This window comes from Synechococcus sp. MU1643, from assembly GCF_020514095.1.
GTDB lineage: Bacteria > Cyanobacteriota > Cyanobacteriia > PCC-6307 > Cyanobiaceae > Parasynechococcus.
In genome coordinates, this window is sequence record NZ_VTKY01000004.1 from 21,971 (window position 1) to 37,007 (window position 15,037).

Below are 15,037 nucleotides of genomic sequence, written 5' to 3' on the forward strand. Positions count from 1 at the left end.
TCAGCTTTTGCGACTCTGCTGACGGGCCAGGTCGCGCTCGGCATCACGCTGCTGCTTGCCCCGCCAGAACAGGCGCAGCGGGCTGCCATCGAAGCCGAGACCCTCGCGGATCTGGCGCTCGACATAGCGCCGATAGGTCTCTCCGAACAATTTGGGATCGTTGACAAACAGAGTGAAGCTGGGGGGCCGGCTGGCCACCTGGGTGCCGTAGTACAGCTTTCCCTGGCGGCCACCACGGGTGGTGGGGGGACTGCGCCAACTCAGCGCTTCCTTCAGCACCTCATTCACGACAGATGTCGTAACGCGGCGGCGGTGCTGCTCAACGGCCAAGGCGGCCAAAGCAAAGATGCTCTCCACACGCTGGCCCGTGAGCGCCGAGGTGAACAGCATCGGGGCCCAATCAAGGAAATAGAGCTTGGAGCGCAGCTCCTTTTCCATCGCCGTCATGGTGTGGCTGTCTTTTTCCACCGCGTCCCATTTGTTGACGACCACCACGCAGGCACGGCCGTCCTCTTCAATGCGGCCCGCCAGGCGCTGATCCTGCTCGGTCACCCCATCGAGGGCATCGATTACTAGGACACAGACATCACTGCGTTCAATGGCCTTGAAACTGCGGTTGATGCCGAAGAATTCCGGGCCATAGTTGACGCTGCGACGCCTGCGGATACCCGCCGTGTCCACCAGGCGCCAAGGACGATTCTCACGAATAATGCTGGTGTCAATCGTGTCGCGAGTGGTGCCTCGGATCGGGCTGACAATTGCCCGCTGCTCACCGCAGATGGCATTCAGAAGACTGGATTTCCCGACATTCGGCCGTCCGATGATGGACATCTGAATCGGCTCCTCCTCGTCACCTTCCTGATCCTTCGGAGGCAAAAAGGTAAGCACCTGATCTAGCAATTCTCCGGTGCCGGCTCCGTGGATGGCCGAGATCGGATGGGGTTCACCCAGGCCAAGACCCCAGAATTCACCAGCCATCGCCAGGCCCTGTTCCGGCGACTCACACTTGTTCACCGCCAGAAGCTTGGGACAGCGGTGACTGCGCAGAAATTCAGCGATGGATTCGTCAGCGGCCGTGAGCCCCTGCTGACCATCCACGATCACCAGAGCCACACTGGCTTCCTCGAGCGCAAGAGCCGCCTGCTCCCGGATCTCCGGCAGAAACTCACTGTCGTCGTCGAACACCAGCCCACCGGTGTCAACGACCTTGAATTCGCGATCGCCCCAATAACCATCCTGGTAAGTGCGATCACGCGTCACACCAGGCTGATCGTGAACGATGGCTTCGCGGCTGCGGCACAACCGGTTCACCAAGGTCGACTTACCGACATTGGGGCGTCCGATGATTGCGACGACGGGACGCGCCAAGGGTCTGCTCAGGCCAATCTTTCACCCTACAGAGACGTCATAAACCCACTGCAGATCCGAAATTCTTTCGGAGGGAGACAAATGAGTCTCAACTGAGACGACTAGGGCGGGTTCAGTGTGATCCCTCGCCATGCTCGAGCTCGTTGCCAGTCTTGTGGTCGGCCTTTACGACCAACGCCTGACCGTTTACAACAGCGACCAGGAAGTGGTCCGAGTGATTCCAGTCAGCACCGGCAAGGCCTCAACGCCAACACCAATCTTCTACAGCAAGGTCTATACGAAGTACCGCTCCAAAACGATGTTTGGACGCACCTACACCGTTCCAGGGGTGCCGTTCACGATGTGCGTCAGTGAGAATGAGGCCATCTGCCTGCACGCCGCCCCCTGGCAGGAGAACGCGTAGCAACCCTTCGGCGTGCCACGCAGCCATGGCTGTGTACTCATGCCGATGAACCACGCCCGTTGGTTGTTCCACAACACCCCGAAAGGCACACCCATCACGATTCAGGCCTGAGTCAGCCCACCGGCAGATCACCGGGGTGCCCCTGCACCGGATCGGCAGGAGGCGGAAGCTCCGGGCCCAAGGGCCCCTGCTCCGGCAGGGGTTCTCCTAGTTGTGCCAGCCAGGCCAGCAACCAGTTCACCGCCGTGGCTCGCCGGGTGCGGCGGGGATACAACTCACCGATCCGGTACCCCGCGAAGTTGAGCTGTTGCTTGAGCAGCTGCTTGTGTTCTTTGGGAACCGAGCGGGTCAGACGAACCGACGCCGGACGCTCGGCGATCAACTCGGGAGCCTGGGGGAAGGCCTCCGCCCAATCCGGTGGTGTGTCGGGGCCGCTGCACCACTGCGGTTCGGCAGGCCTATAGCCCAAACGTTCCCAAACCCTTTCGCAGACAAAGCGATCGCTGCAGCGGTCTTCGAGGATCTGAATCAGCAACGAACGACTCAGCGGCCAGGGCATGTCGATTGCGTTGTGCAGCATGGACCCATGATTGCTTTATCGCCCCTGCAGCTTCCCGGCAACGGAACCGCGCGTGAGCTGCGCTGCCGCGTTCTGCAATCACCGCTGGCAGGGGTGAGCGATCGGGTGTTTCGCGGCCTGGTTCGACGTTGGGCGCCTGATGCCCTGCTGTTCACCGAAATGGTGAATGCCACCAGCCTTGGAATGGGGCATGGGCTCTGCAAGGTGGAGTCGCTCGCCGAAGAATCCGGCCCAATCGGCGTGCAGTTGTTCGACCATCGCCCCCAGGCCATGGCCGATGCAGCACGACGGGCTGAAGCCAGTGGTGCCTTTCTGATCGACATCAACATGGGCTGCCCTGTGCGGAAGATTGCCCGCAAAGGGGGCGGTTCCGGGTTGATCCGTGATCCCGAACTGGCCATTCAGATCGTGGAAGCGGTGGCGGGTGCCGTGGCAGTGCCCGTCACGGTGAAAACACGCCTGGGTTGGTGTGGCACTGATACCGATCCCGTGCACTGGTGCCAACAGCTGGAACAAGCAGGAGCACAACTGCTCACGCTGCATGGACGAACCCGCGAGCAGGGTTTCAAGGGCGCTGCGGACTGGACCGCAATTACCAAAGTCCGAGAAGCCCTCACGATCCCCCTGATCGCGAACGGCGACATCCACAACCCCGACGAGGCCCTGCGCTGCCTGAATCAGACTGGCGCAGCAGGGGTGATGGTGGGTCGAGGCACCATGGGAGCCCCATGGCTGGTGGGACAGATCGACGCCGCCCTGGCCGGTCGTGCGATCCCTGCCACACCCAACCCATCAGCACGGCTTGCACTGGCCCGGGATCAACTGGACGGTCTGGTGGAGGATCGCGGAGACCATGGGCTGCTGATCGCCCGCAAACACATGGGCTGGACATGCACGGGCTTCCCCGGCGCCTCGCGACTGCGTAGTGACCTCATGCGAGCCCCCACGCCCGCCCAGGCCAGGGAGCTGCTGACGCAGCAGATCGACGCCCTTGCCGCCTCCGCGGAATAACAAGTGCAGACCACTCCACAGAGGAGTGATCTGTTATGGCGGCTTTGCTATCGGCTGAAATGAAGTGGTCGCAAGGGGTCTCATGCTGTAATGGCGCCGACTTCACGCCGGTGAGCCAGCCGATGAGCACCGCATCCAAGCGACGGGGAATCATCCTGGCTGGCGGGAGTGGCACACGGCTGCATCCGATCACCCAGGCCGTCAGCAAACAGCTGCTACCGGTTTACGACAAGCCGATGGTTTATTACCCGCTCAGCACCCTGATGCTGGCCGGGATCCGTGAGGTGCTGATCATCACGACCCCTCACGACCGGGAGTCTTTCCAGCGCTTGCTCGGCGACGGCCGCTGCTGGGGCATGACGATCGAGTACGCCGTGCAGCCGAGCCCGGACGGTTTAGCCCAGGCGTTTCTGATTGGTGCCGACTTCCTGGCGGGCCACCCGGCTGCACTGGTGCTGGGAGACAACCTGTTCCATGGGCACGATCTGGTGCCCCAGCTGGTGAACAGCAACGCTCAAGCCCAAGGGGCGACGGTGTTTGCCTACCCCGTCAGTGATCCCGAGCGTTATGGCGTGGCCGAATTCGATGCTCATGGCCGCGTGCTGAGCCTGGAGGAAAAACCTCAGAAGCCCAAGAGCCGCTACGCCGTTACGGGGCTGTACTTCTACGACGACAGCGTCGTGGAACGGGCCCGCCAGGTGAAGCCTTCAGCGCGTGGCGAGCTGGAGATAACCGATCTCAATCAGATGTATCTGAATGAAGGGGTGCTGCGGGTGGAATTGATGGGTCGTGGCATGGCCTGGCTAGATACCGGCACCTGCGATTCCCTCAACGATGCCGGCAGCTACATCCGCACGCTCGAACATCGCCAGGGGCTGAAGGTGGGCTGCCCGGAGGAGGTGGCTTGGCGCCAGGGCTGGATCACAGCAGAACAGCTGAGTGAGCTGGCGCAGCCCCTTAAGAAGAGTGGCTACGGCTCCTATCTCCTGCAAATGCTCGAGGAGAGCGTGAGCGATCACGCGGCCCTGCAATCCAGCCTGGAGGTGAGACATGCAGCTTGAACAACTCAACACACCGTCCGGCGCGGTGATTCAGGGTCCCCTGCTGATCACGCCCCAGGCCTTCGGCGATGACCGTGGCTGGTTTTACGAAAGCTGGAACCAACGCAAATTCGATGAAGCCGTCGGCGAATCGGTACTGTTCTCCCAAGACAACCACTCCCGCTCGATCCAAGGCGTGCTGCGGGGACTCCACTACCAGCTCGCACCGGAACCCCAGGCCAAGCTGGTGCATGCCACGGTCGGAGCGATTTACGACGTTGCTGTCGACATCCGACGCAACTCACCAACATTTGGCGCCTGGGTCGGCACCGAACTGAGTGCCGAGAACAAATGCCAGCTTTGGATTCCTGAGGGCTTCGCCCACGGCTTCCTCACCCTCAGCGAGGTTGCGGAGGTGCAATACAAGGCGCGAGGGTTCTGGAACAAATCCTGTGAACGTGCCATCGTCTGGAATGATTCAGATCTGGCCATTGCCTGGCCGATCGATCGGCTGCAGGGCGCCGAGGTGAACCTCTCGGACAAAGATGCCGAAGCAGCAGGGTTCAAAGCCGCTGAGGTGGCTGGAGACGTTTTCCCATGAAGGTGCTGCTCACCGGAGCTGGCGGTCAGCTGGGCCAGGCTCTGATCGCTTCCGCCCCTGAGGGAATCGAGCTGGTGGCCACCAGCCGTCAGCAGCTTGAACTGGCTGACCCTGCAGCCTGCAGCGGCGCCGTGGAACAGCACCAACCCGACTGGGTGCTCAACGCCGGTGCTTACACAGCAGTGGACAAGGCCGAGTCGGAGCCCAAGCTGGCCCACGCAGTGAATGCCGGGGCACCGGAGGCTTTTGCCCGTGCTCTTGATCAACAAGGGGGACGCCTGCTCCAGATCAGCACCGACTTCGTCTTCAACGGAACCCAGGGCACGCCGTATCATCCCGAGCAGGCCCGTGACCCTCTTGGTGTTTATGGCGCCAGCAAAGCTGCTGGAGAAGCAGCGGTCCAAACGATTTTTGGAGCAAGAGGCCGGGGCCTGATTCTGCGCACCAGCTGGGTGATCGGGCCCGTGGGCAAGAACTTTGCCCTCACCATGCTCCGCCTCCATCGCGAACGGGATCAACTGGGTGTTGTCGCCGATCAAGTGGGCTGTCCCACCAGCACCCTCAACCTCGCTCAAGCCTGTTGGCAAACCCTTCAGATCGCTGGTAAGCGCGAGTTGCCAGCTGTTATGCACTGGAGTGATGCCGGAGCCGCCAGCTGGTACGACGTGGCGATGGCCGTTGGCCAAATCGGTGCTGACTTGGGGCTCATCGACACTCCCGCAGCCGTTCAACCGATCACAACAGCGGAATACCCGACGCCTGCTGAACGGCCGGCTTATTCCCTTCTGGACTGCACCGCCACCCGAGAAGCCCTGGACCTCAACGGCGAGCACTGGCAGCTAGCTCTGCAGGCTGTGTTGCAGCAAGCCAAAACGCCATGAAGGGCCACTGAGTTCAACGCGCCAACCCCAAACAACGCCCCACCCCAAGCTCTCACCAATGGTTTCATCCATGCCTTCCGCCTCCGACCTGCTGGAAGCTCGCCGCAGAGTTCTGGTCACCGGAGGTGCCGGCTTCATTGGCGGCGCCGTCGTGCGCAGGCTGCTGCGGGAGACCACAGTCACCGTCTTCAATCTCGACAAGATGGGCTATGCCAGCGACCTGTCCTCGATTGAGGAGGTGCTGAGCGAGCTGGGCGAAGCGGCGAACGATCGGCACAGGCTTCAGCAGGTAGATCTGACAGATGCAGCAGCCGTTGAGGCTGCGGTGCAGGAGGCCGACCCCGATCTGGTGATGCACCTGGCAGCAGAAAGCCACGTGGATCGATCCATCTCCCGTCCTGGTGTGTTCGTCGAGAGCAACGTCAACGGCACCTACAACCTCCTTCAGGCAGTGCGGGGCCACTACGAGGGCTTGAGCGGTGAACGCCGGGACGCTTTCCGAATGCACCACATCAGCACCGATGAAGTCTTTGGTTCACTGGGCTCCGAGGGGCGCTTTTCGGAAACAACGCCCTACGACCCCCGCAGCCCCTACTCCGCAAGCAAGGCGGCAAGCGATCACCTGGTTCAGGCCTGGCACCACACCTTTGGGCTTCCCGTGGTGCTCACCAACTGCTCAAACAACTATGGCCCCTGGCAGTTCCCGGAAAAACTGATTCCCGTGGTCACCTTGAAGGCGGCTGAATGTGAATCAATTCCTCTTTACGGCGATGGGCTGAATGTGCGGGATTGGTTGTACGTGGAAGACCACGTCGATGCACTGCTTCTGGCGGCCTGCCACGGAACGTCGGGCCGCAGTTACTGCGTTGGCGGCCACGGTGAGCGCACCAACAAAGAGGTCGTTCATGCCATCTGCGAGCAGTTGGATCAGAGCTGCCCTTCATCAGCTCCCCACACGGACTTAATCACACCAGTCACCGACCGCCCAGGCCATGACCGCCGCTACGCGATTGACCCAAGCCGCATTAGCTCCGAACTTGGCTGGACCCCTCGCCACGATGTGAAACAGGGTCTAGCGGAGACCGTGCGCTGGTACTTGTCCCACCAGGGGTGGTGCAAGAAAGTTCGCGAGCGGGCGGGATATGACGGCAGCAGGTTGGGTATGGGAACGGTGGCAACTCACGGGACAACACCGGACCGTTGATTCAGATCGACGCCACGATCAAAGGACAGTGATCACGGATGATCGAAGCACCGCTTGATCGCGCCGAGGAACCGATGACGCTGCCGTTCAGGATTGAAACCGACAGCCTGGGTGGCATTGAGGTGGCGTCCGAAGCGCTCTGGGGAGCCCAGACCCAGCGGTCGCTTCAGAACTTCGCCATAAGCGACGAACGAATCCCACTCGAGATCATCCAGGCCCTGGCATGGATCAAGCGCTCCTGCGCAACGGTGAACGGCCAGCATGCGCTTCTGAGCCCTCAACAGGTTGACCTGATCTGCACGGCGGCGGATGCCATTGCCTCTGGCCAGCACAACGATCAGTTCCCGCTTCGGGTCTGGCAGACCGGAAGCGGAACCCAGACCAACATGAACATCAACGAGGTGATCAGCAATCTGGCGTCTCAGGCCTCAGGCACCGCCCTCGGCAGTCACAGCCCAGTGCACCCGAATGACCACGTCAATCGGTCGCAATCCACCAATGATGTATTTCCCGCAGCCATCCATGTCGCCGCGGCCAAGCAACTGAAGGATGGGCTGCTGCCAGCGCTCAATTCCCTGGTTCAGGCCTTGGATGCCAAAGCCCAGGCCTGGATGCCAATCGTCAAGATTGGCCGCACCCATCTGCAGGATGCGGTGCCCCTGCGTCTTGGCGATGAAGTCGCCGCTTGGCGTGATCAACTCAAACAAGCCCAGGCTTGGCTGGAGGACTGTCTGGCCAGCCTCGGCGATCTCCCTCTTGGGGGCACCGCGGTGGGCACAGGATTGAACACACCGCCGGGCTTCCGTCATGCCGTGGCGGAGGCGCTGAGCCGGGTCGCTGGCGTCGAGGTCCGTCCTGCTGACAACCTCTTCGCGGTGATGGCCGGCCATGACGCCCTCGTCCATGCGATGGGCCAACTTCGTCTGCTGGCGGTGGCCCTGCTCCGCATCGCCAACGACGTGCGTCTGCTCGGGTGTGGCCCCAGGGCGGGTCTAGGGGAGTTGCGGCTTCCCGCCAACGAACCCGGCAGCTCGATCATGCCGGGGAAAATCAATCCCACCCAGTGCGAAGCCATCGCCATGGTCTGCACCCAGGTGATCGGACTCGATGGAGCCGTGGCAGCAGCCGGCGCCGGCGGCCATCTGCAGATGAATGTCTATAAGCCCTTGATCGGCTTCAACCTGCTGCAGTCGATCCGCATGCTCAAGGACGCCATGACCAGCTTCCGCCAGAACTTGGTGGAGGGCTTGGAGCCGGATCAGGAACAGATTCAGCGGTTCGTTGATCGCTCCTTGATGCTGGTCACCGCTTTGACCCCGAGCATCGGTTACGAGAAGGCCAGTGCCATCGCTCAGCATGCCCACGATCAGGGGCTGACTCTGAAGCAGGCGGCCTTGGAGCTGGGCCACATCACCCCAGCAGACTTTGATCAGCAGGTGAATCCCGGCGCCATGGCCGCTCCGGAAGCCTGAGCTCAGACCGCCCGTTCCGTTGCCGGGTTGAGCGCAGCGGAGGGCGGCACCAGATCCTGGGCCTCTGCCACGGGGAAGCGGTTGATCGCTTTCAATGCCGTACGGGCATGGCTGCGCAATTGCTCGCTGATCGCTTCGCAGTAGGGCACCTGGGCCAGAAGATCCACAGTGCGGCGCATGATCCGCACCACATCACCCTCGTCCAAGGACGTGTTGGCGATGAGATCGCTCCAGGACGTTCCCCGCGCCCAGGCATCCACAAGACCCATGAGCTCGGGTTCCCACCAGGCCGGCACCACCACACCAGCGCGTTCCTGGGCCCGTAGCAGCTCGCGACGAAGACCCGACAGATCCTGGAGAGCTTCCTCAGCCGCCGCAGGCGGCGGGAAGCCACTCCACAGGTCGGGGCGGTTGACCTCTGTGCTGATCGCCTCGAACACCGCCGCCAGGTCTGGGGGGGAGAGGTCATCGAGATGCCCACTCATCAGAGCCAGCCCCAGCCAGAGTTCGTTGTCGCCTCGCAAGGCAGCAACAGTGCGGCCAATCTCTGTGGGATCTAGCTCATCAAGACATCCGAAGTGCTGCAGGATCTCCATCAAGGCCAGGAAGGTCTCCCAGTGACGGTTGGCCCGCTGATGCAGCAGCTGCTGCCGTTCGGCAATCTCCAGTTCCAGATCTTCCATGCGCCGGCGGTGCTTCTTCAGCTGTTTGCGATCTCCCCAGCGATGGGCCGGATGCTGCTCCTGCTCCTGCTCGAGATCCCGCACCAGCCGGGCCTGCGTCAACACCTCCCCAGCCAGGTCGTATTGCGGGGTGGTCATGTCGTGGCGCCGGGCCATGTGGGCCACGGCTAACGCCAAACCCCCGCTGGCCTGATCGCCATGGCGCAACTCGCCGGAACGGGACAACTCCGGGATCTCCAGCCCGTCCACCTGCAGACAACTGAGCTCCGCGTGGATGCTCACCACGGCCTGGCAAGGCAGCAGGATCCAGACATTTTCATCAGTCAGGCAGAGCAGCAGCGGGAACTGACCGGGCCCCTTCACCTTCTCAACGATCACCGCGGGCGCGACTCGCCCCCGCAGCTGATGCGATTTGAGGCTGACCAGGGTGCCGGTGCTGGCGAACTGCAGGGCCATCGTCAGCTCGTTGGCCAGCGTCTCCTCGGCCTGCTGCTGAAGAATGCGGAGCAAGCGCCGTTCTTCGCGGAGCCGCCCACGCATTTTTTCGTAGTCCTCAAAGTCTTTCCAGGGGATGTCGCCGGCGACGCCCTCCATCTGGCTGAGTTGCAACCTCAGCTGGGAGAGGTTCTCCTCATCTTCCACGAGGTCAAGCCCCGCCAGATAGCGGCCAAAACTGCGCTCGACCAGCTCCCTGGCCTTGGCCAAATCGTGGCGCTGCAGCAGGTTCAGAACCATGCCGTAGCTGGGGGTGAACTGGCTCACCAGGGGGTCGGCAGGACTCGTTGCCAGCTGACCTGCTTCACGCACACCTTCGAACCTGCTTTGCACTGTCACGACGTAGCCCTGGGTGTCGAGGCCACGCCGCCCGGCCCGACCGGCCATCTGGAGGAACTCACTGCCCATCAGGGAGCGATGCCCCCGTTCGGTGCGCTTGGAGAGGGCCGCAATCACCGTGCTGCGGGCCGGCATGTTGATGCCCGCCGCCAGGGTCTCCGTGGCAAAGACCACCTTCACCAACCCCTGCTGGAAGAGCTCCTCGATCAACTCCTTCCAGGCGGGCAGAACACCGGCATGGTGGGCAGCGATGCCCCGCAGCAGCGCATCAGCGTGAATTCCATCCCGAACGGCCTCGGGGTTGTCATGGCTGTAAGCGGTTAAGCGCTCCTTGATGCGCGCCTGCTCCTCTTGGGTTACCAGGCACTGCACCCCCAGATCCCGGACCGCCTTGTCACAACCGCGGCGGCTGAAGATGAAATAGATGGCAGGAAGCATCTGCCGCTCGGCCATCTGGGCCACAACGAAGCTGATCGGCGGTGGCTCCGGTTGCGGCGGCCTCTGGGAACGCCCTTTGCGCTTGTGCCCCTTGGGGGCGCGCCAGACCTTGCAGTTGGGATGCAAACCCGTGCCGGCGTCATTCAAAAGCGGGTGCAGACCCTTGGCACTACAGAAGCTGAACTGCAGCGGCACCGGCCGGTGATCACTCATCACCAACGTGGTCGGACCATGAACCTTCTCGATCCAGTCGGTCAGCTGCCCGGCATTGGCCACGGTGGCAGAGAGCGCCACCAGCTGCACCTTGGGAAGGCAGTGAATGATCGACTCCTCCCAGACCGTGCCCCGCTGAGAGTCGTTCATGTAGTGGCACTCATCGAGCACCACCGCTTCCACATCAGCCAGGGGATCGTCGTGCTCATCCGCCTCGGCGTAGAGCATGTTGCGGAAGATCTCCGTGGTCATCACCACGATGGAGGCCTCGCGATTCACGCTGAGGTCACCTGTCATCAAACCCACGTTCTCCGCACCGAACTGATCACGGAAGTCGCGCAGTTTCTGGTTGGAAAGAGCCTTCAGCGGTGTGGTGTAGAAGACCTTCTGGCCGTGGGCTAGGGCGCGATGAATGGCGTATTCCCCGATCAGCGTTTTGCCGGATCCCGTGGGTGCACTGACCACGACCGAATGTCCTTGGTTGAGGGCATCCATTGCTTCCAGCTGGAAATCATCCAGCTGGAAAGAAAAGATTTCTGAGGAATTCAGTGGAGCACTGCGATCGACATCGGGCTCTGATCGGGGCGTGGCCGGTGTCGATTGGGTCATCAATTGATCTTAAGGAGCCTGGCTGAGCTCTCTTTTCCAACAAGCGATAAGCCACGCCAATGCAATCAATCAGATGCGCCGACCTCCTTTGACGAAACCGAGGCAAATCATGAAAAATAATGGGGAGAATGCTTCGAGCCCTGGTGAGCCCACCCGGGCTTTTTTTGTGCCTGCCTCTGCACAAGAGAAGGGTGACAGGGGCACTCCGCCAGTGCCATGACAGAGGAGTACAAGCACCACTGCCTGTGACCAGCACTCAGCTCACCAAGCCGCGGCCGGCTGAAGACACCCTGATAGATGCCCTGCGGGGCTGCCGCGATGTTCAGGAGCTGAAGGCCCTCGAACATCGCCTGGCATCCACCACCGATGCCCCCCCGCTGTTCAACTGGATCTGTGATCTGCTCGTGGCACGACGCATCTCCCGCGGCCTCGCGGCCCGACTCCTGCTCGAACTCCATGAAGAGGGCTCGATCTAGGGCGACCGACTCCTCCAGACGGCGGCAAGAGCCGAGGTAAACACCTTGAAAGTGATCGGGGCAGCATCGAGAAATACGGAGGTGCGCCACCCATCAAGGCTGACCGCCTTGCTGTGCCTGCTTCGACGTGGTGCTGGCCGACAAGCTGGATGCGTTCGTTCTGGTGTGGCGCCGCTCCACCGGAAACCGCTTCAAGGGCCCCCACCATCGACCAGGAGACCGGCAAATTCAGACAGGATCCTAGAGCGGGTGTCGCCAAACGCCACCTTTACGGGAATGCGCCTGGCGCCGATACAGCAGGCCATCCACCTCAGGCCGAGGTCTCAGCTAGCTAGCCAATAAGTCAAACGATCTCTTTACGGCCAGCCTTGATCTTCTCTTTGGCCGTCATGAGGCCGTAGACGAGCAAGCCGAGAAGAGCGATGTTCACGCCGATGAAGAACATCATGTCCATGGTCTTGTGGCGACTTCGCCCGTGATAGGCGGGAAACGCAAGCCGGCCTACCCGTCAGAAGACTCATTAATTCTGAGGGGAGGGCAACGGTTGCCGCAATTGGAAAGCAGTGCACCGCATGGGTAGCGGCGAAACGGTGGCGACACGAAGGAGCAGTGGGATGCGCTCAAGACACGATCCAGCCAGCGAGTCAGCTTCTTAAAAGACGGGCCTTTCCGAGTGGTCTTGGCCTTGGGAACGCACATTGCGTGTACAGCTGAGCCAGCCGCGTACTTCGCAGCAACTTCAGATAGTTCGATTGTCTTGCCGCACACTCGGCATGGGAGCTTTTTGACCAAGTGGGGATGCCTAACCCTCTTGTTAGAGGTAGCCCTACAACGATCGAAAAAGCCAGTTGTCGATACCGGCGTCACGAATTGAGTGAATACTGACTTTGTGACTCACTTCGTCGCCAGGTTTTCAACCTTGGCCTCAGCCTTTTGACGGCTGCGCCAGCTTGTTGAGATTCAGGGCTTCGAGAGCCACGCCGAAGCTGCAAAAGAAGGCGATCAGGTCTTGGCTGGTGATGGACACAAAGACCCAAGGATCTCGTTACGGGATGTAACGAATGCTCGTAGCATGGCGGCATGAGTCTTCTTAAAAGAGCTCCAGCAAACCTCGCCTATTTGGGCGGCGGCATGATCGTCGCGGTCAGGGCATTGGAAGTTTTTGTTGGCGGCGCCAATGCTGGTGACTACCCTCTCAGCAAATCAACTAAAGCACCCTCCATACAGGCTCATCAAAAAACTGAAGTCAAGTCCTGACGATGTCTATTGATGCCCGATGCCAAGAACAGCAAGCAGCTGCTGATCGCATGTTCATGGACTTCAAATACACCCGCCCTGGCTCGAAAGAGCAGCTACAGGCCTTAGCCACTCTGAGCTTTCTCATAGGGATGTGGGCCGATTTCCTCACTGCCGAGGAGAAGAGAATGGATCAAGTATTAGCCCTAGAAGGCCGCTGATCAGTCGCGAGCCAAGCCCCTGCTAATGCAGGGGCTTGGCTTATCAGCTCAGGCAACAGAGATGCTGTGAGGTGCAGCGGGATAGCTCGTTGGCATGGGATCTACCTCTCCTTCTGCCATCGCTTTGGCGCGCCGGTACATCTGGCTACTAGTAGCCCCTTGAGCTCCCATGGCGGCTGCAACAACTGCCCAGTTCTTAGTTTCGGAGGTCATTGACTTCAGAAAATTCGACCCATGAACCATCGCCAAATAGCTCCTTATGCCGTGACGGAGGCATCCGCACAGCAGACCTCTCACAGAAAGAGAAAGCAGTGGCTATGGCGCACCTGTATCAGGCCCTACGTCAAGCAATTTCGAGCATCTGTAATAATTCAAAAAGTTGCCTCTGCTGAATGCACGAGGAAATAGTTGCGAGCCTTCACCTTGATTTGCGCTCTCTCAAGCTTGAGTACAAGACAACCTGCGATGCGTTGAGAAATTGGCCTGGCGGACCTGCAGAGGAGCAAGAATTTCTCGAGTACAAAAAACAAGAGCTTTTTCGAGCCTTAGTCGAGCACACCTTCCATGACGAACCTGTCTGATTGTTTGACAACTCCTGAAGTGTCATAGGCACTGGGCATTCAACTGGCAGAAGGACGTGGGGTGGGCACCAAAAGCGTGTTATGCCAGCAGGTTTCACCTGGTGATCATGTCTATAGAAGCAAAAGGTTTTTATGGATCGCCGCCGTACTTCTGGAGATTTCATCAAGGCATATCAGGCAGTTAATTGACACCCAGCAGTAATCAGGTTGCCATCACCGCAGGTTGCACCCAAAACCACTTACGCCTCAGATCACCTTCTAATGATGCAAGGCTGGCGCCTCCAAAAGGCCGCAAGGGCGCTGCCGATCAGGCAGTGAATCACTGCAGAGATGGCACCCGGCAACGCCGTCAGGGGACTGGCGAAACCACCACTGCGAGCGAGCACCACGGCCAGTCCTGAGTTCTGCATGCCCACCTCGATGCTGATGGTCCGCTGGGCCTGCACGCTCTGCCCCGCCAGCCGGGGAATCAGCCAGCCGAGCAGAAAGCCGCCGCCGTGCAGTAGCAGGCAAGCCAGGATCAGCACGCCCCCCTGCTGACGCAGCACAGCCGTCTGGCTGCCCACGATGCTGGAGACGATCATCACGATGGCTATCACCGCAAGGGGAGGCATCACCGGCTCAATCCGCTGGGCCACACCGGGCAGACCACGCTTGAGCACCACCCCAACGGTGACGGGTAACAACACCACCTGAAGCACTGCCAGGAACAGGGCCCAACCGTCCACCGGAACGTACTGGCTGGCCAATACCTGCGTGAGACGCGGGGTCAACACCACCGCCGCCAGGGTGCTGATCGTGGTCATGACCACCGACAGCGCCACATCGCCACGGCCGATCAGAGCCACCACATTGCTGGCGGTCCCCCCTGGGCAGCAGCCGACAAGAATCAAGCCCACCGCAAGCGGGGCAGACAGGTGCAAAGCCGCCGCAATCACAGCAGCAAGAGCCGGCATCACCAGGAACTGCACCAGCACCCCCAGCAGCATGGCGCGGGGGCGTTGAGCAACCCGCATGAAATCAGCGGGTGTCAGCCCAACCCCCATACCGAGCATGATGACGCCGAGTCCAAGGGCGATCAGTGGCCCCTTAAACCAGATGAATAGCGGGGGATGCAGCAAGGCCAGCAAAGCTCCCAGCAACGTCCAAAGCGGAAAGAGCAGAGTGAAACGCTCCCAGGTCATGA

General features: G+C 60.8%; 13 protein-coding genes and 1 pseudogene. 10 read left to right on the top strand and 4 right to left on the bottom strand.

Annotation, left to right across the window (positions count from 1 at the left end; all coding sequences use genetic code 11):
- Positions 1–1,368 carry a ribosome biogenesis GTPase Der gene (der, locus tag FZX09_RS07625; protein WP_226401731.1) on the bottom strand — a complete coding sequence of 456 codons (1,368 nt, stop codon included), beginning with the start codon at positions 1,366–1,368 and terminating at the stop codon, positions 1–3.
- A gap of 130 nt (positions 1,369–1,498) precedes the next feature.
- Between der and FZX09_RS07630 the strand changes: the two are divergent.
- Positions 1,499–1,882 (top strand): annotated as a pseudogene (locus FZX09_RS07630) (L,D-transpeptidase).
- 1 nt (position 1,883) lies between these two features.
- Here FZX09_RS07630 and FZX09_RS07635 read toward each other — a convergent pair.
- Positions 1,884–2,351, bottom strand: coding sequence for a DUF1823 family protein (locus FZX09_RS07635; protein ID WP_226401733.1), 468 nt, complete (start codon positions 2,349–2,351; stop codon positions 1,884–1,886).
- A gap of 6 nt (positions 2,352–2,357) precedes the next feature.
- Here FZX09_RS07635 and dusB point away from each other — a divergent pair, with 6 nt between their 5' ends.
- The 6 genes from dusB to FZX09_RS07665 all read left to right on the top strand — a co-directional run bounded on the left by dusB (position 2,358) and on the right by FZX09_RS07665 (position 8,560).
- A complete protein-coding gene (gene dusB / locus FZX09_RS07640; protein ID WP_226401735.1) occupies positions 2,358–3,362 on the top strand; it encodes a tRNA dihydrouridine synthase DusB in 1,005 nt (334 codons plus the stop codon).
- Positions 3,363–3,484: 122 nt separating this feature from the next.
- A complete protein-coding gene (rfbA, locus tag FZX09_RS07645; protein WP_226401737.1) occupies positions 3,485–4,423 on the top strand; it encodes a glucose-1-phosphate thymidylyltransferase RfbA in 939 nt (312 codons plus the stop codon).
- Positions 4,413–5,003 carry a dTDP-4-dehydrorhamnose 3,5-epimerase gene (rfbC, locus tag FZX09_RS07650; protein WP_226401739.1) on the top strand — a complete coding sequence of 197 codons (591 nt, stop codon included), beginning with the start codon at positions 4,413–4,415 and terminating at the stop codon, positions 5,001–5,003. Before rfbA ends, rfbC begins: the two co-directional genes overlap by 11 nt.
- A complete protein-coding gene (gene rfbD, locus FZX09_RS07655) occupies positions 5,000–5,884 on the top strand; it encodes a dTDP-4-dehydrorhamnose reductase (RefSeq protein ID WP_226401741.1) in 885 nt (294 codons plus the stop codon). Before rfbC ends, rfbD begins: the two co-directional genes overlap by 4 nt.
- Before the next feature lie 58 nt (positions 5,885–5,942).
- On the top strand, positions 5,943–7,088 hold the full coding sequence (gene rfbB, locus FZX09_RS07660) for a dTDP-glucose 4,6-dehydratase (protein ID WP_226401743.1): 1,146 nt from the start codon (positions 5,943–5,945) through the stop codon (positions 7,086–7,088).
- Between the two features lie 38 nt (positions 7,089–7,126).
- Positions 7,127–8,560 carry a class II fumarate hydratase gene (locus tag FZX09_RS07665; protein ID WP_226401745.1) on the top strand — a complete coding sequence of 478 codons (1,434 nt, stop codon included), beginning with the start codon at positions 7,127–7,129 and terminating at the stop codon, positions 8,558–8,560.
- 2 nt (positions 8,561–8,562) lie between these two features.
- On the opposite strand, the gene FZX09_RS07670 is transcribed toward FZX09_RS07665, so the two are convergent.
- A complete protein-coding gene (locus FZX09_RS07670) occupies positions 8,563–11,337 on the bottom strand; it encodes an RNA helicase (RefSeq protein ID WP_226401747.1) in 2,775 nt (924 codons plus the stop codon).
- Positions 11,338–11,582: 245 nt separating this feature from the next.
- On the opposite strand from FZX09_RS07670, the gene FZX09_RS07675 reads away from it, so the two are divergent.
- The 3 genes from FZX09_RS07675 (at position 11,583) to FZX09_RS07685 (ending at position 13,270) form a co-directional block, all read left to right on the top strand.
- The gene (locus FZX09_RS07675; protein WP_226401749.1) at positions 11,583–11,813 is read left to right on the top strand and encodes a hypothetical protein; all 231 of its coding nucleotides are present in this window, start codon (positions 11,583–11,585) and stop codon (positions 11,811–11,813) included.
- A gap of 1,080 nt (positions 11,814–12,893) precedes the next feature.
- Positions 12,894–13,070, top strand: coding sequence for a hypothetical protein (locus tag FZX09_RS07680; RefSeq protein ID WP_226401751.1), 177 nt, complete (start codon positions 12,894–12,896; stop codon positions 13,068–13,070).
- A gap of 2 nt (positions 13,071–13,072) precedes the next feature.
- Entirely contained in the window at positions 13,073–13,270 is a 198-nt protein-coding gene (locus FZX09_RS07685) for a hypothetical protein (protein WP_226401753.1), read from the top strand.
- Between the two features lie 832 nt (positions 13,271–14,102).
- Here FZX09_RS07685 and FZX09_RS07690 read toward each other — a convergent pair.
- A complete protein-coding gene (locus FZX09_RS07690; protein WP_226401755.1) occupies positions 14,103–15,035 on the bottom strand; it encodes a bile acid:sodium symporter family protein in 933 nt (310 codons plus the stop codon).
- Positions 15,036–15,037 lie beyond the last annotated feature (2 nt).

Excerpts from the sequence above, each read along its gene's own strand:
- dusB (WP_226401735.1), top strand. The coding sequence starts at position 2,358 with ATGATTGCTTTATCGCCCCTGCAGCTTCCCGGCAACGGAACCGCGCGT.
- FZX09_RS07685 (WP_226401753.1), top strand. The coding sequence starts at position 13,073 with ATGTCTATTGATGCCCGATGCCAAGAACAGCAAGCAGCTGCTGATCGC.
- FZX09_RS07635 (WP_226401733.1), bottom strand. The coding sequence starts at position 2,351 with ATGCTGCACAACGCAATCGACATGCCCTGGCCGCTGAGTCGTTCGTTG.
- FZX09_RS07680 (WP_226401751.1), top strand. The coding sequence starts at position 12,894 with ATGAGTCTTCTTAAAAGAGCTCCAGCAAACCTCGCCTATTTGGGCGGC.
- FZX09_RS07670 (WP_226401747.1), bottom strand. The coding sequence starts at position 11,337 with ATGACCCAATCGACACCGGCCACGCCCCGATCAGAGCCCGATGTCGAT.
- rfbA (WP_226401737.1), top strand. The coding sequence starts at position 3,485 with ATGAGCACCGCATCCAAGCGACGGGGAATCATCCTGGCTGGCGGGAGT.
- rfbB (WP_226401743.1), top strand. The coding sequence starts at position 5,943 with ATGGTTTCATCCATGCCTTCCGCCTCCGACCTGCTGGAAGCTCGCCGC.
- rfbD (WP_226401741.1), top strand. The coding sequence starts at position 5,000 with ATGAAGGTGCTGCTCACCGGAGCTGGCGGTCAGCTGGGCCAGGCTCTG.
- FZX09_RS07665 (WP_226401745.1), top strand. The coding sequence starts at position 7,127 with ATGATCGAAGCACCGCTTGATCGCGCCGAGGAACCGATGACGCTGCCG.
- rfbC (WP_226401739.1), top strand. The coding sequence starts at position 4,413 with ATGCAGCTTGAACAACTCAACACACCGTCCGGCGCGGTGATTCAGGGT.
- FZX09_RS07690 (WP_226401755.1), bottom strand. The coding sequence starts at position 15,035 with ATGACCTGGGAGCGTTTCACTCTGCTCTTTCCGCTTTGGACGTTGCTG.